Genomic DNA, 25,394 nt, shown 5'->3' with positions numbered 1-25,394 from the left:
CGACGCGGCGCCGTATTGCCGGAGGGCCGAAGGAAAGGGGCGGCTACCGTTGAATCTGGCGAGCCGATTCGCCGTTTTCCGCCGACAGGAGGCGTCATGAAACCGCAATGTCCAGCGCTGGCGATCCTTGTCGCCCTGATCGCGTCGCCGCTGTGGGCTGACGATGCGGTCTTCCTCAACCCCGGGCAGCTCATCTGGCAGGCCGCGCCGCCGACCCTGCCCAAGGGCGCCAAACTGGCCGTGCTGCGTGGCGATCCGGCCAAGTCCGGGCCGTTCACGATTCGCCTGAGCGTGCCGGCGGGCTACAAGGTGCCGCCGCACCGGCACTCGCGGGCCGAAAGCGTGACGGTGATTTCGGGCTCTTTCCATCTCGGCCTTGGCGACAGGATCGACAAGGCAAAGGCGCACGAACTCAAGGCCGGCGGCTACCGTTACCTGCCGGCCGAGGTCCATCACTATGCGGTGGCCAGGACCCGGGGCGTCATCCAGATCGAAGGCGAAGGGCCGTTCGACATCCATTACCTCGATCCGGCGGACAAGCCCGAAGGCAAGTAGGCGCCGGTGCGACGCGGATGGGCGCAGCGCTACCGGCGGTGCAGGCGCAGGATTTCGCCGTCGCCCTCGTCGGTCAGCAGGTAGAGCCAGCCGTCCGGCCCCTGGCGCACGTCGCGGATGCGGCGCTTTTCGCCCTGCAGCAGCCGTTCCTCGGCAACGACCCGGTCGCCGGATAGCGCCAGCCGCACCAGCATCGTGTCCTTGAGTGCGCCGACGAAAACGCTGCCGGCCCAGCCCGGGTAGCGCGTGCCGGTATAGAACGCCATGCCCGACGGCGCGATCGACGGGTCCCAGTGGTAGACGGGCTGTTCCATGCCGGGCTTGCTCGTTCCCTCGCCGATTTTCATGAAGTTGTAGTCGCGCCCGTAGGTGATCACCGGCCAGCCGTAGTTGGCGCCGGCTTGCGGGATGTTGATCTCGTCGCCGCCGCGTGCGCCGTGTTCGACCGTCCAGAGCCGGCCGCTGGCGGGATTGATCGCCGCGCCCTGCGGGTTGCGGTGTCCGTAGCTCCAGATTTCCGGCAACACGTCCTTGCGGCCGGCAAAGGGGTTGTCGGCCGGCAGGCTGCCGTCAGGCCGGATCCGGACGACCTTGCCCAGATGCGTGCCGAGATCCTGCGCGCGGTCGCGCTGGTAGCGCTCGCCGAGTGTGATGAACAGCGTGCCGTCTCGCGCAAACACCAGGCGCGAACCGAAGTGCGCGCTGCCGTCGACCTTGGGCTGCTGGCGGAAGATCACCTGCAGTCCGGCCAGGCTGGCCTTGCCGTCCGCCTCGGCCAGCCGCGCTCGCGCAACCGCCGTGCCGGCGCGGCCGCCACTGCCCGCCTCGGCGTAGCTCAGGTAGACGAGGCGGTTGTCGGCAAACTTCGGGTCGGTCGCGACATCGAGCAGCCCGCCCTGGCCGGTTGCATACACGCCGGGAACGCCGGCGACGGGTGCGGAGAGCTCGCCGGCGGCCGAGACGATGCGCAAGCGGCCGGGGCGCTCGGTCACAAGCATCCGGCCGTCGGGCAGGAAGGCGAGCCCCCACGGGTGCTCGAGCCCGCGAGCGACGGTCGTCGTGGCCCAAGCGCCGGAGGTACTGACCGGCACCGCAGCCCGGACCCCGCCGGCCAGCACCAGCCCGGCCAGCGCAATGCCGGCCGCGCGCAGAACGCTGCCGATCCGGTGGGGCATCGCCGCATGGCGTGGTACAGCAGGCTGGATCATGGCCGGATTCCGGGGGTTGGGCTCCCCAGCATAGCGGGCGGCGCGGCGATGCGGGTATCCGCCGTCGGCTGTTTCGTCGACCGGTACCGCGGCGGGCATGGCCGGGTGCAATACTTCCGGCATGAGTACGGCGATTTTCCGCTTCTACGAGGAGCTTAACGACTTCATCGCGCCCGAACGGCGCCGGTGCGAATTCACCTGCGTGCTGGCGCGGGCGGCAACGGCCAAGCACATGATCGAGGCGCTCGGCGTGCCGCATACCGAGGTCGAGCTGGTACTGGTGAATGGCGAGTCGGTCGGCTTCGAGCGGGTGCTCGACGACGGCGACAGGGTGGCGGTCTACCCGAAGTTCGAGTCGCTCGACGTCTCGCCGCTGCTGCGCGTGCGCGAACACCCGTTGCGGGTGACGCGCTTCGTTGCCGACGCGCATCTCGGCGGGCTGGCACGGCTGCTGCGCATGGCCGGCTTCGACACCCTGTACGACAACCATTTCGCCGACGACGAGATCGAAAGGCTGGCCGGGGTGGAGCGGCGCATCGTGCTGACGCGGGACCGCGAGCTGCTCAAGCGGCGCACGATCACGCACGGCTGCTACGTGCGCGCGCTCAAGCCGCCACAGCAGTTGCGCGAGGTCGTCGACCGGCTCGACCTGGCCGGCAGCGCCCAGCCGTTCACGCGCTGCCTGACGTGCAATGCACCGCTGCGCGCGATCGCCAAGGCCGACGTGGTCGAGCGCCTGCCGCCGGCGGTGCGCGAGCAGCACACGCGCTTCAGCACCTGCGACGTGTGCCGGCGCGTCTACTGGGAAGGCTCGCACTGGCTGCGGATGCGGGCGCTGCTTGAAACGCTGGGGTGCTGAGGTGGCGGGGCGGATTGCCGTGCTGACCGCGCTGGCGATGCTGGCCTTTGCCGGCAACTCGATCCTGTGCCGGCTGGCGCTGCGCGACGCCGCGATCGACGCGGCCAGCTTCACCGTGATCCGCCTTGTTTCCGGCGCGCTGGTGCTCTGGCTGATCGTGCTGATCCGTGGCGGCAGGGCCGCAGGCAACTGGCGATCGGCGCTGGCGCTGCTGGCCTACGCGGCAATGTTCTCGTTCGCGTATCTGGGGCTGACCGCGGCCACCGGCGCCTTGCTGCTGTTCGCTGCGGTACAGGCGACGATGGTCGGCGTCGGCTGGTGGGGCGGAGAACGGATGAATGGCGGGCAGTGTTCCGGGCTCGCCATGGCAATGGCTGGACTCGTCGTGCTGCTGCTGCCGGGGCTGTCGGCGCCGCCACCGGCGAGTGCGGCGCTGATGGTCGGCGCCGGCATGGCCTGGGGCGTTTACTCGCTGCGCGGCCGCGGTTCGACCGATCCGCTCGGCGAAACCGCCGGCAACTTCGCGCGTGCCGTGCCGCTGGCACTGCCGTTGCTGGCGTGGTCGGTGCGGCCGGCGGGCCTGGACGGCGTCGTCTTCGCGGTGCTGTCGGGGGCGCTTGCCTCGGGTTGCGGTTACGCGGTCTGGTACGCCGCGCTGCGCGGCCTGAGCGCCTCCGGCGCCGCAGCGGTGCAACTGAGCGTGCCGGTGATCGTTGCCGCTGCCGGCGTGCTGCTGCTCGGCGAGCCGTTGTCGCTGAGGCTGGTGCTGGCCTCTGCGGCGATCCTCGGCGGCATCGCGCTGGTGCTGCGGGCGAAGCGCCCGGCCTGACTCAGCGCGTGCCCACCAGCAGCTCGCGCAACACATAGGGCAGGATCCCGCCGTGCCGGTAGTAGTCGACCTCGATCGGCGTATCGATCCGGCAGCGCACGGCGATGTCGCGTGCCTTGCCGTCGGTGCCGGTGATGCGCAAGGTCAGGTCTTGCTGCGGCTTCAGCCCGCCGTCGATGCCGACGATGTCGAAAGTCTCGTCGCCGACCAGTTGCAGCGTTGCGGCGCTGTCGTTGCCGCTGAACTGCAAGGGCAGCACGCCCATGCCAACAAGGTTGCTGCGGTGGATGCGCTCGAAGCTGCGCGCGATCACTGCCTTCACGCCGAGCAGTTGCGTGCCCTTGGCGGCCCAGTCGCGGCTTGATCCGGTGCCGTACTCGTCGCCGGCGAACACGACGGTCGGCGTGCCGGCGGCCAGATGCGCCTGCGCGGCGTCGAACACCGTCGCCTGCGCGCCATCAAGCAGCGTGTACCCGCCCTCGGTCCGGCTGCCGTCGGCCTTCGCCGGCAGCATCAGGTTCCTGATCCGTACATTGGCGAAGGTGCCGCGGATCATGATGTCGTGGTTGCCGCGCCGGCTGCCGTAGCTGTTGAAGTCGGCGCGCGGCACGCCGTGCGCGATCAGGTACTGGCCGGCCGGCGTCTTCTCGCCGAACGAACCGGCCGGGCTGATGTGGTCGGTAGTGACCGAATCGCCAAGGACCAACAGCGCCCGGGCGCCGTGGATGTCGCTGACGGTGCCGGGCTGCATCGCGAAGCCGTCGAAGAACGGCGGCCGGGCGATGTAGGTCGATGCCGGCCACGAATAGACCTGGCCGGATGGCGCGGGGATCGCGTTCCACAGCTCGAGATCTTTGGTGAAGTCGGCATAGAGCCGGCGGAAGACCGCCGGGTCGAGTGCCGTCGGCAGCAGCGCGGCGATCTCGTCGGCCGCGGGCCAGACGTCGCGCAGATAGACCGGCTCGCCCTCGTTGCCGATGCCGAGCGGTTCGGACTCGAGGTCGATGTCGACCCGGCCGGCAAGCGCGAAGGCGACGACCAGCGGCGGGCTGGCAAGGTAGTTGGCGCGGATGTTCGGATGGATGCGCGCCTCGAAATTGCGGTTGCCCGACAGCACCGCCGCGGCAATGACGTCGTTCTCGGCGATCGCCGCGTTGAGCTCGGGCGTCAGGTCGCCCGAGTTGCCGATACAGGTGGTGCAGCCGTAGCCGGCCAGCGCGAAGCCGAGCTGCGCCAGCGGCTCGAGCAGGCCGGTTTTTTCCAAGTACTCGGTGACGACGCGCGATCCCGGCGCGAGGCTGGTCTTGATGTGTGGCTTGACGCGCAAACCATGGGCGACGGCCTTGCGCGCCAGCAGCCCCGCCGCGAGCAGCACGCCGGGGTTCGACGTGTTGGTGCAACTGGTGATCGCCGCGATCAGCACGTCGCCGTGGCCGAGGTCGATGCCGCTGTCGTGGCGGTCGTCGATGCGGTCCGGCGACGGGCGGTTGTCGGCCATCTCGACGACGTTGCGCGCCGAACCGGTGTGGTCGAACTGCTGGCCGTCGACGGTGCTGCAGCTGCTTTCCTGCCCGACCGGGTAGCGCCGAGCCAGCTCGGCCGCCGGCTTGCCGAAACCGTTGTCGCCGACCGGTGTCGAGAACAGCGTCTCAAACGTCTCGCGCATCGCCGGCAGCGCGATCCGGTCCTGCGGGCGCTTCGGTCCGGCCAGGCTGGGGACGATGCCGGCGAGGTCGAGCGTCAGCGTGCGGGTGTAGTCGATGTCGCCGGCCTTGGGTATACCGAACAGCTGCTGCGTCCTGAAGTAGGCCTCGAACGCCTCGATTTCGCTGTCGAGCCGGCCGGTGCCGCGCAGGTAGGCGATCGTCTGTTCGTCGACCGGAAAGAAACCCATCGTCGCGCCGTACTCGGGCGCCATGTTCGCGATCGTCGCCCGGTCGGGCACCGTCAGGCTGGCCGTGCCGTCGCCGAAGAATTCAACGAACTTGCCGACCACCTTTTCGCGCCGCAGCAGCTCGGTGACGGTCAGCACCAGATCGGTTGCGGTCACGCCGTCGCGCAGCCGGCCCTTGAGTTCGACGCCGATCACGTCCGGCGTCAGGAAGTACACCGGCTGGCCGAGCATGCCGGCCTCGGCCTCGATGCCGCCAACACCCCAGCCGACGGCGCCGACCGCGTTGATCATCGTCGTGTGGCTGTCGGTGCCGACCAGCGTATCGGGGAAGGCGACGCCGTCGCGGATCTGCACGCCACGGAACAGGTATTCGAGGTTGACCTGGTGGACGATGCCGATGCCCGGCGGCACGACCTTGAAGGTGTCGAACGCCTGCATTCCCCATTTCATGAAGCGGTAGCGCTCGCCGTTGCGGGCGAACTCGAACTCCATGTTCCGCTGCAGCGCATCGGGCCGGCCGAACACGTCGACCTGCACCGAGTGGTCGACGACGAGGTCGACCGGCACCAGCGGCTCGATCAGCGCGGGGTCGCGACCGAGCGCTTCGACGGCGCTGCGCATCGCGGCCAGATCGGCGAGCAGCGGTACGCCGGTGAAGTCCTGCAGCACCACGCGGGCGACGATGAACGGAATCTCATCGACCCGTTCGCCCTGCGGCTGCCAGTTGGCCAGTTGCCGGACGTGGTCAATGGTGACCTTCTTGCCGTCGCAGTTGCGCAGCACCGATTCGAGCACCAGCCGGATTGACACCGGCAGCCGCGACACCGGGCCGACGCCGGCGGCTTCGAGCGCGGGCAGGCTGTAGTAATCCAGCGTTTCGCCGTTGGCGAGGGCGAGCGACTTCAGCGTATGCAGCATGGCGGGGCTCCGTCTGCGGGGTCGATAAACAGTCCGACCGCGTGCGGGGCCGGCCGTTCACGTGATCGCATTCATCTTCGCAGATCGGGACGCCGGAGCAAGGTACGCCAGCCGGCGGGCGCCGGTTCAGTGGCGCGGCGGGCCCGGCGGCAGGTAGGGGAGCGCCGCCTGAAGCGCGGGGATGCTCAGCGCGACCCACGCCGCCGCCAGGATGGCCAGCCACAATCCCTTGCGCTCGGCGTTGAGCAGCCAGCACAGCCAGCCAAGCACGCTGCCCAGCAGTGGCACGAACTGGAGCAGGATGGAGAGCTCGTAGTAGAAGCGTGGCAGTCTCGGGTTTGCCAGGCCGACGGTAAGCACGAAAAACGCAAATTGATAAAGACAGTAACCGAACGCCAGTCCGACGATCACGATGCCGATCCGCGTCCATGTCTGCGGCGTCATTTGCGGCCGCCCGAGTTTGAAGTCACGCCCTTGAACCCTTCGGTCGAGCGCTCGAGCCACTGGCAAAAGGCGTTGGTCATCGGATCGTTCATCGCCGTTCGCGGTGCAATCCAGCAATAGCCGCGCACCGGGACGATCGGCGCCGCAAGCGGTGCGATCAGGCTGCCGTTGTCGAGTTCGGCCTGCATCATCGGCAACGGTCCGAGTGTGACACCGAGGCCGTCCATCGCCGCCTGCAGCGCCAGGTAGAAGTGGTCGAACTGCTGCGTGGCCGCGGGCTTGAGGTCCGGAACGCCGGCCAGCGTGAACCAGCGCTGCCATGCGGTCGGGCGCGTGTCGGCATACAGCAGCGTGTGGCCGGCCAGATCGGCGGGCGTGCGGATCGGCTGGCGCTCGAGCAGCGCCGGGCTGCACAGAGGCAGCTCCCATTCGTCGAGGAAGGGCTTGCTGACATAGCCGGGCCAGTCGCCGGGGCCGCGGCGGATCGCGACGTCGAACGGTGTATCGAGCCGGCTGATGTCGCGGTCCGACGTCATCAGCCGCAGCTCGACGTCCGGGTGCTCGCGCTGGAACTGTGCCAGATGCGGCAGCAGCCAGTACATCGCCAGCGTCGGCGTGGAGTTGATCACCAGTCGACGCTGGCGGTTCGGTTGCATCAATTGCTGAGTGGCATTGGCGATGATGTCGAAACCGTCCTGCACCTGCACCAGATAGCGCCAGCCGGCATCGGTCAGCCTGACCCGGCCGCCGGCGCGCTCGAACAGCTGCACCGATAGCCATTCCTCGAGTTGCTTGATCTGCTTGCTCACAGCGCCGTGCGTGACGAACAGCTCGTTGGCGGCGGCGGAAAAGCTTTCCAGCCGGGCGGCGGCTTCGAAAATGCGCAGGGCGTTCAGCGGCGGAAGGGTCTGGCTCATCGTGTGAGTATATCTCACAGGCGATGTGGCGATTACTCGTTTGTTTTGCCGTCGTGATCGCGTTACGCTCGCAGCCAAATCCCCGGTTTGCGTTCGGTACTGACGCGGGCCGCGATGGTCCGCATGCGCGGCCATCAATGGAGTCGATACGGACGCGAGTCCGCCGTACACAACGCAACCGCAAAGGTCACCCCCATGCTTGAAGCCTATCGCCAGCACGTTGCAGAGCGCGCCGCCCTTGGCATTCCGCCGCTCGCACTCACCGCCCAGCAGGTCGCCGACCTCGTCGCGCTGCTGCAGAATCCGCCGGCAGGCGAGGAAGAGTTCCTGCTCGACCTGATCACCAACCGCGTGCCGCCGGGCGTTGACGATGCCGCCAAGGTCAAGGCCGCCTTCCTCGCCGCCGTGGCGCAGGGAAAGGACACCTGTAAGCTGATCAGCCGCGCCAAGGCGGTCGAACTGCTGGGCACCATGCTCGGCGGCTTCAACATCAAGCCGATGATCGACCTGCTCGGCGACACCGAAGTCGGCACCGTCGCGGCCGAGGGGCTGAAGAAAACGCTGTTGATGTTCGACTACTTCCACGACGTGAAGGAACTGGCCGACGGCGGCAACGCCAATGCCAAGGCCGTGATCCAGAGCTGGGCCGACGCCGAGTGGTTCACCAGCCGTCCGGAAGTGCCGCAAGCCGTGACGCTGACCGTGTTCAAGGTCACCGGCGAAACCAATACCGACGACCTGTCGCCGGCCCCGGACGCGTGGTCGCGCCCGGACATCCCGCTGCACGCGCTGGCGATGCTCAAGAACACCCGCGACGGCATCACGCCGGAAGAAGACGGCAAGCGCGGCCCGATCGCCTTCCTGCAGGAACTGGCCGCCAAGGGCCACGCCGTTGCCTACGTCGGCGACGTGGTCGGTACCGGTTCGAGCCGCAAGTCGGCGACCAACTCGGTGCTGTGGTGGACCGGCGAAGACATCCCGTTCGTGCCGAACAAGCGCTTCGGCGGCTACTGCCTTGGCGGCAAGATCGCGCCGATCTTCTTCAACACGCAGGAAGACTCGGGCGCGCTGCCGATCGAAGTCGACGTGACCCAGCTGAACATGGGCGACGTGATCGAGCTGCGCCCGTACGAAGGCAAGGTGCTCAAGGGCGGCGAAACCGTATCCGAGTTCAAGGTCAAGTCCGACGTGCTGTTCGACGAAGTGCGCGCCGGCGGCCGGATCAACCTGATCATCGGCCGCGGCCTGACCGCCAAGGCGCGCGAGTCGCTCGGCCTGCCGGCCTCGACGCTGTTCCGCCTGCCGCAGGCACCGGCCGAATCGACCAAGGGCTTCACCCAGGCGCAGAAGATGGTCGGCCGTGCTGTCGGCCTGCCGGAAGGCCAGGGCGTGCGCCCGGGCACCTATTGCGAACCGCGCATGACCTCGGTCGGCTCGCAGGACACCACCGGCCCGATGACCCGCGACGAGCTGAAGGACCTGGCTTGCCTCGGCTTCTCGGCCGACCTCGTGATGCAGTCGTTCTGCCACACCGCGGCCTATCCGAAGCCGGTCGACGTCAAGACCCACCACGAACTGCCGGAGTTCATCCGCAACCGTGGCGGCGTGTCGCTGCGTCCGGGCGACGGCGTGATCCACAGCTGGCTGAACCGCATGCTGCTGCCGGATACCGTCGGCACCGGCGGTGACTCGCACACCCGTTTCCCGATCGGCATCTCGTTCCCGGCCGGCTCGGGCCTCGTTGCCTTCGGCGCCGCCACCGGCGTGATGCCGCTGGACATGCCGGAATCGGTGCTGGTGCGCTTCAAGGGCGAACTGCAGCCGGGCATCACCCTGCGCGACCTCGTCAACGCGATCCCGCTGTACGCGATCAAGGCAGGCCTGCTGACCGTGGCCAAGGCCGGCAAGAAGAACATCTTCTCGGGCCGCATCCTCGAAATCGAAGGTCTGCCGGACCTGAAGGTCGAGCAGGCGTTCGAGCTGACCGATGCGTCGGCAGAGCGTTCGGCTGCCGGTTGCTCGGTGCGCCTGAACAAGGAGCCGATCATCGAGTACCTGAACTCGAACATCGTGCTGCTGAAGTCGATGATCGCCGACGGTTACGGCGATGCCAAAACGCTGGCCCGCCGCGTCAAGGGCATGGAAGCATGGCTGGCCAACCCGAACCTGATCGAGCCGGATGCCGACGCCGAATACGCCGCCGTGATCGAGATCGACCTCGCCGATGTCAAGGAGCCGATCCTCGCCTGCCCGAACGACCCGGACGACGTGAAGGTACTGTCCGAAGTGGCCGGCACCAAGATCGACGAAGTGTTCATCGGTTCGTGCATGACCAACATCGGCCACTTCCGTGCCGCCGGCAAGCTGCTGGAAGGCAAGCGCGACATCCCGGTCAAGCTGTGGATTGCGCCGCCGACCAAGATGGACGCGCAGCAGCTGACCGAGGAAGGCTATTACGGCACTTTCGGCACCGCCGGCGCGCGTACCGAAATGCCGGGCTGCTCGCTGTGCATGGGCAACCAGGCGCAGGTGCGTGAAGGCGCAACCGTGGTGTCGACCTCGACCCGCAACTTCCCGAACCGTCTGGGCAAGAACACCAACGTGTTCCTCTCGTCGGCCGAACTTGCCGCGATCGCATCGCGTCTCGGCCGCATTCCGACCGTGGCCGAATACATGGCCGACATCGGCGTGATCAACGAGAAGGGTGCCGAGGTCTACCGCTACCTCAACTTCAACCAGATCGACAGCTACCAGGCCGAAGCCGCAAAAGCGACGGTTTGATCGTACGATTCCGGTCAGCCTGACCTGAAAACAGCCCGCCAATCGGCGGGCTGTTTGTTTTTCAGCGTGCACTGTCGCCGGCGGGGCCGTTGTCGGGCGGCGCGGCTACGGCAAGAGCGCCGATGGCCACGGCCGGCGGCCGCGCCAGCCCGACCACCTTCGATCCGTCGCGCCATGCAGGCCGGTGTGTAGCGCACGGCTGCGGACGGCTTGGCGTGCGGCGAGCCATGGGGCGGGTTTCCGCGCCGGGCCACTTTGAGATTCGTCTGAAGTGCGGGTGTTTCGTGCTTCGGTATCTTCCGAATCAGAAGCTTGGTTCACTTTCCGGCATTCGAATCGGGAATGAATTGAGGTTTGCTTCAGTGTGAGGTGGTCAATTCCCTCCTTTCTTTGACGTTGTTTTGATGCTTTCAGGAGTCATCATGAAAAAATTCGCTTTTGCCGCCGCCGCGCTGTCGATTATTCCCGCGCTGACGTTTGCCGCCAGTGCCAATACGATCAATTTCCAGGGGGAAGTGGCTGACCAGACTTGCTCCGTCACCATCAACGGCAATGCAACGACGCCGATGGTGCTGTTGCCGACCGTGCCGGCGAGCCAATTGGCCGCTTCGGGCAGCACTGCCGGCCAGACGCCGTTTACCGTCGGCCTGACCGGTTGCACCGCGCCGGCTTCGGCATTGTCGGTCAAGACCGTTTTTGTCGGCAACAACCTGAATACGGGCAATCGTCTTGGCAATACCGGTTCGGCCACCAATGTCAGCCTGGAGCTGGTCGACCCGGCCACGCCGGCCACGCCGCTGGATCTGACCGGTCAGACCGGCGCAGCGGGTCTGGTGCTGGCGGCAGGTGCCACTTCGGCATCGCATGATTTCGCCGTCCGCTATTACGCCGAAGGCGCGGCCACCGCCGGTTCGGTGCTCGGCAGCGTCCAGTACGCAGTGTCCTACCAGTAAGTCGTTTCCAATGGGCCGGCCGCGAATCTGGCGGCCGGTTTTCATTGGTGCAGCCATTGCGGAGTCGTGAATATGATCCAGTCAGCCATTATTGCCGCACTGCTGTGGTGTCTGGGCATCTTTGTGCCTGCCGCGGCCAGTGTCACGATGATCAATACCCGGGTGGTTTATCCGGGGGATGCGACCGAGCGGACGATCCAGCTGAACAACGACGACCCGATTCCCAGCATCGTTCAGGTGTGGGTCGACTCGGGCGATGCCGCTTCGACGCCTGAAACGGCCGATGCGCCCTTCGTTGCGCTGCCGGCGCTGTTCCGCATCGAGCCCAGGTCGGGGCAGGTGGTCCGGCTGATTTATACCGGCAAGGACCTGCCCCGGGATCGGGAATCGGTCTTTTACCTGAATATTGTTCAGGTGCCGCCGAAAGACGCGCTCAAGTCGCAACAGAATCACATGACCGTCATCCTGCGGAACCGTTTGAAGCTCTTCTATCGGCCGTCCGGCATTGAAGGTCGTTCGGATGACGTGAGCAAGCAACTGGCCTTTTCGCTGGTGCAGGACGGAAACAAGGGCCGGGCTATCAGGGTAAAGAACAATTCCGGCTATTTCGCCTCGCTGGCGAGCGCCAGGCTCGTTGCCGGCACCGAAGAACTGGCATTGAACGCGGAGATGGTCGCGCCCAAATCGGCCGTCAATTGGGAGGTTGGCGATCGTGCCGCGAAAATGAAAGGGCCGATGAAAATCAAGTACACGCTGATCAATGATTACGGCGCGATCGTTGCTGCCGAGGCGGTGGTGGATATCGAAGGACTTCGGCAGGCGGGAGAGCAATAGCGGGCCGGGTTGTGTATTGAAGCACCGGTTCCGGCCGACCTGTTTTTCTTCCCCGAAGAGGTTTTTCATGAAGCGCGGCATTCCGAATCGAACTCCGCATTCCGCAGTTGATGTCCTGCCCGTCAAACCGCTGGTGCAGGCGCTGATGGTGGTGTTTTGCGCCGGCTCTGCGATGGCCGACGGCGTGCCGCCATTGGCGGGTGAATCCGAGTACCAGTTCGACGAGAGCCTGCTTGTCGGCAAATCGGTTTCGCCCGGCACGATTGCCCGTTTCAACAAGGCCAACGCGGTCAATCCGGGCGAATACCAGGTCGATGTCTATATCAACGAGGGTTTTCTTTCCAGAAAGACGATCGAATTCCGCGCCGACCGGCAGGGCGAGGTGCGGCCGTGCCTGAGCAGCGATCTGCTGCTGGCCGGTGGCGTGTTGCCGGACAAGATTGCGGCCGCGGCCGGCGAATGTGCGCCGCTTGGCGATCTGGTGGCCGGTGCGGCCAGCCGTTTCGATCAGGGGCGGCTGCGGCTGGACCTGTGGGTACCGCAGGCGTCGATGAAGCGCGTTGCCCGGGGCGCGGTTGCGCGGGACGACCTGAACGCTGGCGAAACGATGGTCTTCGTCAACTACGACACGAACTACTACCGCTCCGACGCCGCCGGCCTGTCGAGCGATTCGCTCTACCTGAACCTCAACAGCGGGGTGAATCTGGGCGCCTGGCGCTTCCGGCAGCAGTCCAGCTACAACGGCACGGTGAGCGGCGGCAAACGCAAGGGCAACTGGGATGCGCAGCAGACCTACGTCCAGCGCGCCATTCCCGCCTGGCAGAGCGAACTGAAGGTCGGCGACAGCTATACGCCCGGCAACTTTTTCAGCAGCCTGAGCTTTCGCGGCGTGCAGCTGGCCACCGACGAGCGCATGGTGCCCGATTCGCTGCGCGGTTACGCGCCGACGGTGCGCGGCATCGCGACGACCAACGCCAAGGTATCGGTCCGCCAGGGCGGGGCGCTGATCTACCAGACGACCGTGGCGCCGGGGCCGTTCGCGATCGACGACCTGTACCCGACCAGCCTCAGCGGTGATCTCGACGTCGCGGTTGAAGAGGCGGACGGGCGCATCTCGACCTATACCGTGCCGTTCAATGCGCTGCCCGAATCGGTCCGGCCCGGCCGTTCGCAGTGGAACGTGTCGGCCGGCCGCGTGCGAGGGATCGAGGGCAGCGACGCCTACTTCGGCGATGCCACCTATCAGCGCGGGCTGACCAATGCGCTGACCGCGAATGGCGGCATCCGCGTGTCCGACCACTACCTGTCGGCGACGCTGGGCGGGGTGCTGGCAACCAAACTCGGTGCGTTCGGCGTCAACGCGATCTACTCCAGTTCCGATGATCCGGTCGACGGCCGGCAGCAGGGCTGGCAACTGTCGGCGAACTACAGCCACGCCATCGCGCCGTGGGGAACGACGTTCTCGCTGGCCGGCTACCGTTATTCGACCGACGGCTACCGCGAACTGGCCGACGTGCTCGCCGTCAGCAGCCTGGGCAGCAATGCCGACTGGCAATCGAAGACCTACCGCCAGCGCAGCCAGTTCACCGCGACGATGGCGCAGAGCCTGGCGAGCTACGGGCAGCTCTACCTGTCGTTCTCCAGCAGCGACTACTGGGATGGCCGCGGCCGCGATACCCAGTACCAGCTGACCTATTCCAAGGCGTACAAGAGCGTCAGCTACAACCTGTCGCTGTCGCGGCAATGCATGGCTTCGCTGAACGGCATCGGACCGGAAGGCGGCGCGATGCCGTCGCCCGGGACGGCCCAGTCGTGCGGTGCCAACCAGAACATGGTGATGTTCTCGCTGTCCTTGCCGCTGGGGCCGGGCGCAACGTCGCCGGTGTTGTCGGGCAGCGTGAGCCGGCAGGGCGGCAGCCAGGGCGAGACCACGCTGCAGACGACGCTGGCTGGAACGGCCGGCGAGACGCAGGACTTTAGCTACGCCGTCAATGCGGCCTACGACACCGCCGGCAACGGCGTCAGCGGCGGTGCGAGCGTTCAGCAGCGCCTGCCGGTTGCCACGGTCGGCGGCAGCTACTCGAAGGGCCAGGGCTACTCGCAGTGGGGCGCCAGCGCCCGTGGTGCGGTCGTCGCGCATGCGGGCGGCGTGACTTTCGGTCCTTACGTCAACGACACCTTTGCCCTGGTCGAGGCCAAGGGCGCCGAGGGCGCGCGCGTGATCGGCGGAATGGGGGCGGAAGTCGACCGCTTCGGCTACGCGCTCGTCCCGTCGCTGGTGCCCTACCGCTACAACGATGTCGCGCTGGACAGCAAGGGCATGAGCGGCGATGCCGAACTGACCGAGGGCACCCGGCGCACCGCACCGTACGCCGGTGCCGCGGTCAGGCTCAAGTTCAGGACGCTGGAAGGCAGCGCACTGCTGATCAGGTCGCACCAGGCGAGCGGCGACGGCCTGCCGCTGGGCGCCAGCGTACTCGATGCCAAGGGCGCGGTGATCGGCCTCGTTGGCCAGGGCAGCCAGATCTATGCCCGAGCCGCGGGCGACAAGGGCGAGTTGCTGGTCAAGTGGGGCGACGGCAACGGCGAACAATGCAAGCTGCCGTTCGATTTGAGCGGTCAGGCGAAGGCTACGAAGAACCCGTTGTTCCGACTGGACGCGGTCTGCTTGCCGGTGCCGGCTACGGCCAGTGCTGCACGCAAGGAAGGATGAATGCCATGACGAAGATGCAAACGACCATTTCCACCATGAAGCGCGGGGGGCTGCTGCTGGCTATCGCCGTGCTTTCATCCGCGTCGGCGTGGGCGACCTGCTACCGGATCAGCTATGCGCCGGGTGGTGTCACCGATGTGAACTCGGCCTACTACGTTGATCCGGCCTACGGCACGACCGGTGTGTGGAGCGGTGCAACCGATACCTCCGGTACGAGTGGCGGGCTGCCGGCGCTGGTCAACATCAACAGTTCGACCTTCCAGCCCGACGGCACGCTGCTGGCGAGCGGCACCACCGATTTTCTCCGTTCTGGCCTGGAACAACCGTACAAGCCGGAGCAGGTGCTGTACCGCTGCACGGCCAGCGAGGCAGGCCAGCTCTACGAGTACTACGCCACCAACGGTGACAACGACTGGGGCGGGATGTACGAGGATGGCGCATCGGCCGGCATGCCGGGAGCCTACCGGACCTATGCGAAGGGCATGCTGATCCGCGTGACCAACACGATTACCGGCGAGTATTACTCGCGCTACTGGAAGGCCCGGCAGCTGACCGGGCTGGACGTCGATTCGAAGGGATGGATTCTGGTCAAGGCGAAGAATTTTGCCGGCTACAAGGTCGAGCTGCTGCGGATGAACAATTCGGCCGCGTGGACCGGCAGCGGCATGTACGGCTACTCGCAACCCGCCGCCTACGTCGCCTTCAAGGGGGGCGGGATGTCGTCGGGGCTGACGGTCGGCGCGGACTCGCGCTACGTCTATCACGGCTGGTACGGCGACTGGCCCGGGGCAATCAACCTGTACAACCGCCTGACGGTGCGGCGCTCGGCCACCTGCGGCGTGACCAGCGTGACGCCGACGGTCACCTTCCCGGTGATCACCGCGGCCGAAATGAACAGCGGCGGTTCGCGCCAGGTACCGGTCTCGATCAAGTTCGACTGCCAGACCGGGGCGCCGGCCAATACCGGCCTGACGGCCTTCGCCAGCGGCATCGCGACGAACCAGACCGCGATGGGCTTGCTGGTCAACCCGGCCAATGCCGCTGCCGCCGTGGCCGCCGGGGTAGGGACCGCCGGTTCGGGCGTGAGCTACCTGCTGTCCGACGGCTACGGCAGCGACCCGACCGTCGCCACCGGCGTGGGGGTACAGATCTCGCGCACCAGCGGCACACCGCTGAAGCTGTTGAGCACCTTGGGTACGCTGGGCGGCGGCAATGCGGCAGGCTGGTACCCGGTGCTCGACGATGCGACAGCAGGCGCGGTGGTGAGTGGCGTCACGTCATATACCAAGACGCTGAACGCCAAATTCATGGCGCTGCCGGGCAAGACTGCGACCGTGGGCCGGTTCAGCGGCCAGGCGCAGGTGATCATCCAGGTGCAGTAGCGGGAGGGTGAAGGAGGTGCAAATGAGGGCAGTGCGCTGGCTGTGCGTCTTGCTGGTATCGGTCGTCGTCGGCATGCCGGCTGCGGTGCAGGCCGGGGTCATCGTCGAGTCGTCGCGCGTGGTGTTTGCGGCCGGCGCCCGCGAGCAGTCGCTGCTGCTGGCCAACAGCGAGTCCTACCCGATTCTGGTGCAGGTCTGGATCGACGATGGCAAGCCGGAAGGCACGCCTGAAACCGCCGAAGCACCGGTCATGCCGCTGCCGGCAATCTTCCGGCTCGAGCCGGGCGAGAAGAAGAACCTGCGCTTGCTGAATACCGCAGGCGCTGCCCAGCCGCGGGACCGCGAGTCGCTCTACTGGCTGAACGTCTACGCGGTGCCGCCGCGCGACGCGAAGCTGCCGCCGGGGGCGTCGTCGCTGACCGTGGCGATCCGCTTGCAGCTGAAGGTGTTTTTCAGACCGAAGCTGGCCGTACCGGTCGACGCGCGGCTCGACCGGCTCCGGTTTTCCATGCAAGGGCAGGGTGAACATGCCTTGAACATCGAAAACCCGACACCCTATTTCGTCACCCTCAGCCGCCTGAAAATCTCCGGCGGGGGCGGCGAGCAGCAGCTTGCCGGTGGCATGATCGCGCCATTTTCGGCAATGAAGGTCGCGGTCGATGACGGGATTGAGGGCGTGCGATCGGTCGATTACGCCATCATCGATGATGACGGCAACGAAATAGCCTTGCATTCGGCGCCGGAGTAACAGCCATTGGCCTCAGGGCGATTGCACCGGTGGTCACGATGCACCGCCATTTTTGAGATCAATCTCAATCGCCGGGACATTGCCGGCGCGTATGCTGGCAGCAGGCCTGTGGCGAGGCAGGCGGCGCCTGATTGGCCGGGCGCACTGACAAGCGGCGCAAGTCAGTGATATGGCACCAAGGTGGTGCGGCAGATATTCGATAGGGCAGCAAGCATGAATTTCAACACAGCCGGGCATGTGCAAGCCGTATCGCGAACGGTCCTGCTTGTGGAGGATCATGTATTCCAGCAGGAATACATGGCGCAGCAATTGCGGTTTGAAATGAGCTGCCAGGTCGATTGCGCCGCGAACGGCCTCGAGGCGCTGGAGAAGCTGAAACAGAAGCGCTACGACATGGTGGTCTGTGATTTGGCAATGCCCGGAATGGATGGCATTGTCTTCATCAAGCACCTGGCGCAGTTGCATGATCGGCCCGATCTGATCATTCTGTCCTCGCAGCCGGCATCGTTGCTGCACCTGGTCGAGCGTCTGGCCAAATCACTGGGTTTCGAGCGATTTACTGCGCTGGCCAAGCCGATGGTGATCGACCAGATCAAGGGCGCGATACGGCAGTTCGAATCGTCGGGTGTCGCGGCGGAGCATTGGCCCGCGGCCGACAGCCCGATGGCAGCCGCTGCCGTTGAAGTACTCGAAGGCTTGATCCGCAAGCAGTTTTTCCCGTGGTACCAGCCGCAGCACGATATCGCGACGGCAAGAGTCGTCGGGGTGGAAGTGCTCGCCCGCTGGCATCACCCGCAACGCGGTGTTTTGCCGCCGTCCATCTTTCTGGATACGGTGATCGAATCGAACTGGATCAACCACCTGAATTCCATCCTGCTGGAAAAAGCGCTCAGGGCACAGGTGAAATGGGCGAAGGCGGGGCGCAGGCTGGCCATTTCGTTCAATTTGCCGGTCTGCCTGCTTGCGGAGGAGTCGCTGCCGGAGCGTCTGCTCAACATCGTCGAGCGTTGCGGCGCCGATCCCGGTGCATTGATGCTGGAATTGACTGAAACGACCGTGGCCGATCAGTTCAGCGATTACCTTGCCGGCGCCGCGCGGCTCAAGCTCAATGGCTTCAAATTGTCGATCGACGACTACGGCACCGGCTATTCATCGCTGTTCCACCTGATGTCGGTTCCGTTCGATGAAATCAAGCTTGATCGCGCCTTCGTGCATGGCGCACACAAGGACATCGCCGCGCAGGCCGCGCTGGAGAGCAGTATCGCACTGGCCCGGCGTCTGGATATCAAGGTCGTTGCCGAAGGGATCGAAGACCCGCGGGATCTCGCGCTGCTGCGGCATCTGGGCTGCAGCACGGTGCAGGGCTATCTGTTCAGCAAGCCGCTGACGGAGCCGGCATTCGAGAGGTTGCTGCTCGGCCAGGTTTGACCCAAGTGGAATAATGCCATTCCACTTTTCCAGCCTATCAGAATCCTCTTATTTTCCAGGTTAATCATGACGACTAATTTTGCGTCATGACAAAAATCATTCCTTCCTTTCGTGCGCTGAATAATTGGATTCTGCATCCAAAATTCGCGTACAGGCTGATTTGTTGCCTGGCAATAGCATTCGTTCTCGGCGTGCTGGGTGCCATTACGATGTATTGTTATGCTTCGCTGGTGAGTGAAATATCCGCTTACAGAAAGGTATTCAACAACAGCTATATCCATGCCCGTGACTATTACGAGAACAGCGAGTCTGATCTCGCCGGCATCATCAAGGCCGTAGACTTCTCCGGGTATGGCGATCCGCCGGTCGAAGGCGAGGGCAAAAAGGTATTCCGCTTCAAGCCGGGCAGCGCTCTGGACGGACGGCAAGGCGTGCTCCACCTCTCGGTCAAGATGCGGCGTTCGCTTCGTTTGTCGGAGATGGACCTGGTCTATCTGAATACGCAGACAGGAACGGCCGAGTACGTGTTTCAGTCCTCCGTTGATGGCGATATTTATCTTGGCCGCTTGCTTCAGGCAGTGCGAGATGTCGACATGAATCAGGCGAGCGAGTCGGAAACAAGAATCTTGCGTGTCGGCGAAGGCGAGCAGGAAAGAACCTATCTGTTCGAGCCGTTGGCATCGAGTATCATGCCTCATGCATGGCTGGGGCTGGTTTTGCCGAAAAAGCAGATCGAGAAATCGATCACGAGGGAAATTGGCACCGTTCCGGATCTGAATATCAAGTATCTGGTCATGGATCAACATGGCGAAGTGCTCAGGGGAAAGGCAGAGACCCGTTGGCGCCATCAGAACAACGCCGAATTCCTGCAAAAGCTTCGACAGACTGAAGACGGATTTTTGGATTTCGGCATGCCAATATTCATGATCTGCCTGAAAAAGGAGTTGGGTGACGGGCAGCGCCAGGTTGTATTTTATGCGAGCTATATCGACGTCCTGTGGCAAATCCGGCATCCGGTACTGTTCGGCCTGGGACTGTTTGCCCTTGCTGCCGTGGCGGCCTGTGTCGCGGTTCGTCATGTCAAATACGCGGTGCTTCTGCCGGCCGAGGATCAGGCGGCGCAGCTGCTGGAGCGGGAGGCATTCAATCGCGCAATGCTGGCGCTGGCACCGGTTGGCATCTGCGTGCTGCGCCGCACGAATGGCGAGTTGCTGATCTGCAATGAGCAGGCCAAGTCGTTGCTGGCGCTGGGGCTGGATGTCGGCGGAGTGTGGCAGGGGCTGCATGCGTATTTCCTGAATCTTCCCGTTGTGGGGATGAACAGGCCGTTTCATGGTGATGTGAGCGTCTTGGCTGCGGATGATGAAGCAACTAGGCACATTCATTTCTCGCTGATCGATTTGCAGTACAACGATCAGCCGGTGCTGTTCTGCGTTTTCACCGACGACAGCGACCGCAAGAACGTCGAGCTGGCACTGGCCGCCGCCAGGGATGCGGCCGACAGCGCCAACAAGGCCAAGTCGGCCTTCCTGGCGATGATGAGCCACGAGATCCGCACGCCGCTCTATGGCGTGCTGGGCACGCTCGAGCTGCTGGGCAAGACCGCGCTGTCACCGCAGCAGCATGGCTATCTGGGCACGGTGCAGCAGTCGTCTGGCAACCTGCTGCAGATCATCAACGACATCCTCGACTTCTCCAAGATCGAGGCCGACCAGCTGAGTCTGGCGTTGGCGCCGTTCAACGCGATCGAACTGGCCGAGGGGGTGGCGCGGAACTTCGCGCCGCTGGCGCGGCAGAAAGGCGTCGATCTGTACTGCTGCCTGCAGCCGGACGTGCCGGTGCTGCTCGGCGACCGCCACCGGCTGCAGCAGGTGCTGAGCAATCTGGTCGGCAACGCGGTCAAGTTCACCGACAGCGGCAAGATCGTCATCCGCCTGAACGGCCGCGAGGTCGAGCCCGGCCGGTTCGCGCTCGACCTGCAGGTCACGGACTCGGGCATCGGCATCGGCAAGGCCGACCAGGCCCGACTGTTCGAGCCCTTCACCCAGGCCGACGATTCGACGGCACGGCGCTTCGGCGGGACCGGGCTGGGGCTGTCGATCTGTCGCAAGCTCGTCGCGCTGATGGGCGGCGGGATCGAACTGGTGAGCGAAACCGGGCTGGGCAGCAGCTTCACCGTGCGCTTGCCGCTGGCGATCACCGAGCGGCCGCAACCGGCCAGCCTGGCCGGCGTGGCGCTGGTGCACGTGCAGGCCGGCGCGAGCGATTGGCGCGAGAACCTGCTTGCCCAGATCCGGCATGCCGGCGGTCAGGCGCAGCCGTTCAGCGCAACCGCGGCCATCGGTCCGGACGACATCCTGCTGGTCGCCGGGCCGGCGGACGCCGGGCTGGTGCAAGGCTTTGCCCATGTGGTCCGGCTGACGCCCGAGGGCGCACCGGCTCCCGAGTGGCACGACGACGGCTGGCACGTGAGCGGGCTGTGCCAGCAGGGGCTGCTGGACGCGCTGCGGCTGGCCGGCGGCCAGGGGTTGCATCCTGCCGCGGCGGCAGCCGGGGGCGAGCCGGCGGCGCACCGCGGGCTGCACGTGCTGGTGGTGGAAGACCACCCGATCAACCAGCTGGTGATGAGCGACCAGCTCGAACAGCTCGGCTGCACGGTCACGCTGGTGGCCGACGGCCGCGAGGCGCTGCAGCGCTGGCGCCGGGGCGAGCGCTACGACGTGATGCTGACCGACGTGAACATGCCGAATCTGGACGGCTACGCGCTGGCGCGGCAATTGCGTGTGGACGGCATCGGCGTCCCGATCGTCGGGGTGACGGCGAATGCACAGCCGGAGGAGGCGGCGCGTTGCCTGGCGGCGGGGATGGACGCCCATCTGGCCAAGCCCGTGTCCCTGAGCAGCTTGAGCCAGACACTCCGGCGGTTCTGGCGGTTGGCTGGCCTACCGGATCAGAGAACGCTTATAGTTTAATGCGATATACATAGTGGCCCAGCTCAAGCCGGCCCGAGGGTCATAAGGGGCGGACCGTGAAAAAAGAACAGTTTCAGTTATCCCGATTCCTGCTGCATGGTGTGGCCGCGCTGGCCATTGTGCTATTGCTCGCGTCATTCCTGTTCCACTACTACGTGATGCTCGGGAATGTGCTCGCCGAATACGGAAATCGGGCAAAGTCGCACGCAGCGGCTCTGGCGGTACAAACCAGCTTTGAGAATTGGGTTGTCTCGTCCTTTGCCAGGCTGGCATTGAGTGTTAGCAAGAACGCGGGGGAGGGAGCGCCATTCGTCCAGCCCCATTCATCCGGGTCTACTGGCATCGGAACCGCCGTGTCCGAAGGTGGGGTTCTGATTGCCGGTGATCGCCAGCCGAGCAGTGAGTTCACGGATTTCAGTAGGCAGGCTGAACTCTTTTCCCTGGTGACTACGGTCTCCTGGCAGGGCGTGGAAACCAGACGACGCCGATTCCTGATTTCTTCGGAGATGACGTTTCTTTTTCTCTCTCCCAGTTTGTTCGGCCTGAGCCATCTGGAGCGGCGGGGCAATCCCGCCGAGCGGCAGCGCCTGCTGGAAGCCGCCGGCATGCCGGTTATCCGGGATTACACTGAGCGCCAGTTCAAATCACCACAGCGGGACGCGATCTGGGGGGCAGTTCACCAGAGTGCGTTCGATGCGCAACCGGTAACGATCTGTTATCTACCGATCTACGGCCCGAATGGCAAACCGGTCTCGTATGTTGTCAGCGAAGTGCTGGTGTCGGATCTCGTGTCCGCCCAGCGCCTGAAGCCTTATGGCATGCAGCTGATGCTGCTCGATCCGGAAGGCAAGCCGGTTTTTGTCGATCCGGCACTGAAACAGGGCCGCCAGCTGGCGGATCGCATCATGTCGATGCGGGGTGATTTCCACCTGGAAATTGATTGGCGCAATGCACGGCTGCTCATGTTCTATCAAGGGCTGGTCTCCCATTGGCGCATTGTGTATGCCGTACCGCTTTCCGCGGTTATTGCAAGGCACACTATTGTCGTTGTCATTTCGCTGCTTTTCCTGCTGACGGGACTCGTCGGAATATTCTGGACCGCAAGGGAAGTTCGTCGTCGCATCATCGAACCGGCACGAAAAAACGCGGAGGAAGTCATCAAGGGCCGTGATCTCATCCAGACCCTGATGGAATTGGCCCCTGTCGCCCTGTGTCTGTTGAGGGTCGACAGGGGTACGGTGCTCATTCAGAACGAGCGTGCTCGCGAATTGGCGCAGCTGGAGATCAGCAAGGGAGAGGCGCGCTGGCCACTGCTCGATTTCTTTCTGGCCGTCCCGTCCGCGGGGCCAGAGATACCCCATTCGGTCGAAGTGGAGACCAATGCGCCCGACCATGAGCGACGGCAGTACATCGTGGCCAAACTGATGAGAATCCGGTACGAGGACCAGCCCGCGCTGTTCTGCGCATTCAGCGACGTCAGCGACCGCAAGAACGCCGAGCTGGCACTGGCCGCCGCCAGGGATGCGGCCGACAGCGCCAACAAGGCCAAGTCGGCCTTCCTGGCGATGATGAGCCACGAGATCCGCACGCCGCTCTATGGCGTGCTGGGCACGCTCGAGCTGCTGGGCAAGACCGCGCTGTCACCGCAGCAGCATGGCTATCTGGGCACGGTGCAGCAGTCGTCGGGCAACCTGCTGCAGATCATCAACGACATCCTCGACTTCTCCAAGATCGAGGCCGACCAGCTGAGTCTGGCGTTGGCGCCGTTCAACGCGATCGAACTGGCCGAGGGGGTGGCGCGGAACTTCGCGCCGCTGGCGCGGCAGAAAGGCGTCGATCTGTACTGCTGCCTGCAGCCGGACGTGCCGGTGCTGCTCGGCGACCGCCACCGGCTGCAGCAGGTGCTGAGCAATCTGGTCGGCAACGCGGTCAAGTTCACCGACAGCGGCAAGATCGTCATCCGCCTGAACGGCCGCGAGGTCGAGCCCGGCCGGTTCGCGCTCGACCTGCAGGTCACGGACTCGGGCATCGGCATCGGCAAGGCCGACCAGGCCCGACTGTTCGAGCCCTTCACCCAGGCCGACGATTCGACGGCACGGCGCTTCGGCGGGACCGGGCTGGGGCTGTCGATCTGTCGCAAGCTCGTCGCGCTGATGGGCGGCGGGATCGAACTGGTGAGCGAAACCGGGCTGGGCAGCAGCTTCACCGTGCGCTTGCCGCTGGCGATCACCGAGCGGCCGCAACCGGCCAGCCTGGCCGGCGTGGCGCTGGTGCACGTGCAGGCCGGCGCGAGCGATTGGCGCGAGAACCTGCTTGCCCAGATCCGGCATGCCGGCGGTCAGGCGCAGCCGTTCAGCGCAACCGCGGCCATCGGTCCGGACGACATCCTGCTGGTCGCCGGGCCGGCGGACGCCGGGCTGGTGCAAGGCTTTGCCCATGTGGTCCGGCTGACGCCCGAGGGCGCACCGGCTCCCGAGTGGCACGACGACGGCTGGCACGTGAGCGGGCTGTGCCAGCAGGGGCTGCTGGACGCGCTGCGGCTGGCCGGCGGCCAGGGGTTGCATCCTGCCGCGGCGGCAGCCGGGGGCGAGCCGGCGGCGCACCGCGGGCTGCACGTGCTGGTGGTGGAAGACCACCCGATCAACCAGCTGGTGATGAGCGACCAGCTCGAACAGCTCGGCTGCACGGTCACGCTGGTGGCCGACGGCCGCGAGGCGCTGCAGCGCTGGCGCCGGGGCGAGCGCTACGACGTGATGCTGACCGACGTGAACATGCCGAATCTGGACGGCTACGCGCTGGCGCGGCAATTGCGTGTGGACGGCATCGGCGTCCCGATCGTCGGGGTGACGGCGAATGCACAGCCGGAGGAGGCGGCGCGTTGCCTGGCGGCGGGGATGGACGCCCATCTGGCCAAGCCCGTGTCCCTGGCGGAACTGACGGCGGCTTTGGCGCCGTTTCGCATGCGCAGCGCATCTCCTCCGGCGAACGTGCTGCCCCATCTGGAAGGACTCAAACCGGCGATGAGAGAACTGTTCGTTTCGACGGCCAGAGCGGACTGGCTTGCGGTGCTGGCGGCCATTCCGGGCGGCGATTCGGCATCGGTCGTTGTCCATGCACACCGGCTCAAGGGCGCGTTGGCGACCATCGGCGCGGCGGATGCCGTGGAGTACTGTGCCCGCCTGGAGGAGCGTGCGGCCGAAGGCGCAATGGACGATACGGCAGACGATGTCCGGTGGCTGAATGATTATCTGAGTCCGATATTGGAGGTGTTGCCATGAGCATCAAAGTGGTTTTGGCGGATGACCATCCGATCGTGTTGCTGGGTATCCGCATGGCTTTCGAAAGCGAGCAGGACCTTGAGATCTGCGGCGAGGCGGCGGACTCGACCGAGCTGGTCGAGCTGATCGAAAAGACGAGTCCGGATGTCCTGATCTGCGATTTCTATATGCCGGGCGGCAAGTATGGCGACGGGTTGACGCTGATTGCCCACCTCAGGCGCAAATACCCGGAAGCAAAGCTGATCATCCTGACCATGATGGCCAATCCCCTGCTGCTGGAAAGCATTCTGGAAACCGGGGGCAATGGCATTCTGCTGAAAAGCGGCCGGCAGGATGAGGTCGTCAATGCGGTCCGTACCGTTGTCGCGGGCGGAACCTATATCGATGCAACCGTCAGAAAAATCCTGGACGAAGCGCGGCTCAGCCATCTGACTTCCCGCGGGGAAATCGCGCAGACCGAGTTGTCGAGAAAGGAGCTGGAAGTACTGAGGCTGTTTGTCGAAGGGAACACGGTGTCCGGCATTGCCGAGATGCTGCACCGCAGCGTCAAGACGATCAGTCACCAGAAAATCGCCGCTCAGAAAAAGCTGGGGATATCGAACGACAGGGAATTGTACGAATACGCGTTGCGGCATGGCTTGCTGTGATCCGCAAGGCAACCCCCGTTTCGCGCAGGCCGGC

General features: G+C 65.2%; 17 protein-coding genes. 13 read left to right on the top strand and 4 right to left on the bottom strand.

The features are described from left to right. Nucleotides 1–96 precede the first annotated feature (96 nt). Nucleotides 97–555: a cupin domain-containing protein gene (locus BJP62_RS02525; protein WP_070526156.1), complete on the top strand. Its 459-nt coding sequence runs from the start codon at nt 97–99 to the stop codon at nt 553–555. Between the two features lie 29 nt (nt 556–584). Here BJP62_RS02525 and BJP62_RS02520 read toward each other — a convergent pair whose 3' ends face one another. Continuing rightward, nucleotides 585–1,763 (bottom strand): PQQ-dependent sugar dehydrogenase, encoded by a 1,179-nt coding sequence (locus BJP62_RS02520; protein ID WP_236943646.1) that lies wholly within the window; start codon nt 1,761–1,763, stop codon nt 585–587. 121 nt (nt 1,764–1,884) lie between these two features. Between BJP62_RS02520 and BJP62_RS02515 the strand changes: the two genes are divergently transcribed. After that, a complete protein-coding gene (locus tag BJP62_RS02515; protein WP_070526154.1) occupies nt 1,885–2,622 on the top strand; it encodes a Mut7-C RNAse domain-containing protein in 738 nt (245 codons plus the stop codon). Then, nucleotides 2,603–3,451: a DMT family transporter gene (locus BJP62_RS02510; RefSeq protein WP_070526152.1), complete on the top strand. Its 849-nt coding sequence runs from the start codon at nt 2,603–2,605 to the stop codon at nt 3,449–3,451. Before BJP62_RS02515 ends, BJP62_RS02510 begins: the two co-directional genes overlap by 20 nt. A 1-nt stretch (nt 3,452) precedes the next feature. Here BJP62_RS02510 and acnA read toward each other — a convergent pair whose 3' ends face one another. The 3 genes from acnA to BJP62_RS02495 all read right to left on the bottom strand — a co-directional run bounded on the left by acnA (nt 3,453) and on the right by BJP62_RS02495 (nt 7,624). Next, on the bottom strand, nt 3,453–6,263 hold the full coding sequence (gene acnA / locus BJP62_RS02505; protein WP_070526150.1) for an aconitate hydratase AcnA: 2,811 nt from the start codon (nt 6,261–6,263) through the stop codon (nt 3,453–3,455). A gap of 126 nt (nt 6,264–6,389) precedes the next feature. Beyond that, nucleotides 6,390–6,707 (bottom strand): hypothetical protein, encoded by a 318-nt coding sequence (locus BJP62_RS02500; protein WP_070526148.1) that lies wholly within the window; start codon nt 6,705–6,707, stop codon nt 6,390–6,392. After that, nucleotides 6,704–7,624 (bottom strand): transcriptional regulator GcvA, encoded by a 921-nt coding sequence (locus BJP62_RS02495; protein WP_070526147.1) that lies wholly within the window; start codon nt 7,622–7,624, stop codon nt 6,704–6,706. The genes BJP62_RS02500 and BJP62_RS02495 overlap by 4 nt, the downstream gene beginning before the upstream one ends. A 195-nt stretch (nt 7,625–7,819) precedes the next feature. Between BJP62_RS02495 and acnB the strand changes: the two genes are divergently transcribed. The 10 genes from acnB (at nt 7,820) to BJP62_RS02445 (ending at nt 25,360) form a co-directional block, all read left to right on the top strand. Further along, on the top strand, nt 7,820–10,405 hold the full coding sequence (gene acnB / locus BJP62_RS02490) for a bifunctional aconitate hydratase 2/2-methylisocitrate dehydratase (RefSeq protein ID WP_070526145.1): 2,586 nt from the start codon (nt 7,820–7,822) through the stop codon (nt 10,403–10,405). Between the two features lie 422 nt (nt 10,406–10,827). Then, on the top strand, nt 10,828–11,358 hold the full coding sequence (locus BJP62_RS02485; protein WP_070526143.1) for a fimbrial protein: 531 nt from the start codon (nt 10,828–10,830) through the stop codon (nt 11,356–11,358). 72 nt (nt 11,359–11,430) lie between these two features. After that, the gene (locus tag BJP62_RS02480; protein ID WP_070526141.1) at nt 11,431–12,192 is read left to right on the top strand and encodes a molecular chaperone; all 762 of its coding nucleotides are present in this window, start codon (nt 11,431–11,433) and stop codon (nt 12,190–12,192) included. Between the two features lie 67 nt (nt 12,193–12,259). Continuing rightward, on the top strand, nt 12,260–14,905 hold the full coding sequence (locus BJP62_RS02475) for a fimbria/pilus outer membrane usher protein (RefSeq protein WP_083300656.1): 2,646 nt from the start codon (nt 12,260–12,262) through the stop codon (nt 14,903–14,905). A 5-nt stretch (nt 14,906–14,910) separates the two neighbouring features. Then, nucleotides 14,911–16,287, top strand: a complete 1,377-nt coding sequence (locus tag BJP62_RS02470) for a fimbrial protein (RefSeq protein ID WP_205700947.1) — start codon at nt 14,911–14,913, stop codon at nt 16,285–16,287. 31 nt (nt 16,288–16,318) lie between these two features. Further along, on the top strand, nt 16,319–17,035 hold the full coding sequence (locus tag BJP62_RS02465) for a molecular chaperone (protein WP_205700946.1): 717 nt from the start codon (nt 16,319–16,321) through the stop codon (nt 17,033–17,035). A gap of 213 nt (nt 17,036–17,248) precedes the next feature. Next, complete coding sequence (locus tag BJP62_RS02460) at nt 17,249–18,463, top strand: EAL domain-containing protein (RefSeq protein ID WP_070526135.1); 1,215 nt, start codon at nt 17,249–17,251, stop codon at nt 18,461–18,463. An 86-nt stretch (nt 18,464–18,549) separates the two neighbouring features. After that, nucleotides 18,550–21,435, top strand: coding sequence for an ATP-binding protein (locus BJP62_RS02455; protein WP_083300654.1), 2,886 nt, complete (start codon nt 18,550–18,552; stop codon nt 21,433–21,435). Nucleotides 21,436–21,491: 56 nt separating this feature from the next. Further along, nucleotides 21,492–24,713: a hybrid sensor histidine kinase/response regulator gene (locus tag BJP62_RS02450; protein WP_145927073.1), complete on the top strand. Its 3,222-nt coding sequence runs from the start codon at nt 21,492–21,494 to the stop codon at nt 24,711–24,713. Next, complete coding sequence (locus BJP62_RS02445) at nt 24,710–25,360, top strand: response regulator transcription factor (protein ID WP_070526126.1); 651 nt, start codon at nt 24,710–24,712, stop codon at nt 25,358–25,360. Before BJP62_RS02450 ends, BJP62_RS02445 begins: the two co-directional genes overlap by 4 nt. Nucleotides 25,361–25,394 lie beyond the last annotated feature (34 nt).

Source organism: Jeongeupia sp. USM3, from assembly GCF_001808185.1.
In the GTDB taxonomy this organism is placed as follows: Bacteria; Pseudomonadota; Gammaproteobacteria; order Burkholderiales; family Chitinibacteraceae; genus Jeongeupia.
Note: the sequence above shows the minus strand (reverse complement) of the source record. Positions and strands in the feature narration are given on the sequence as shown.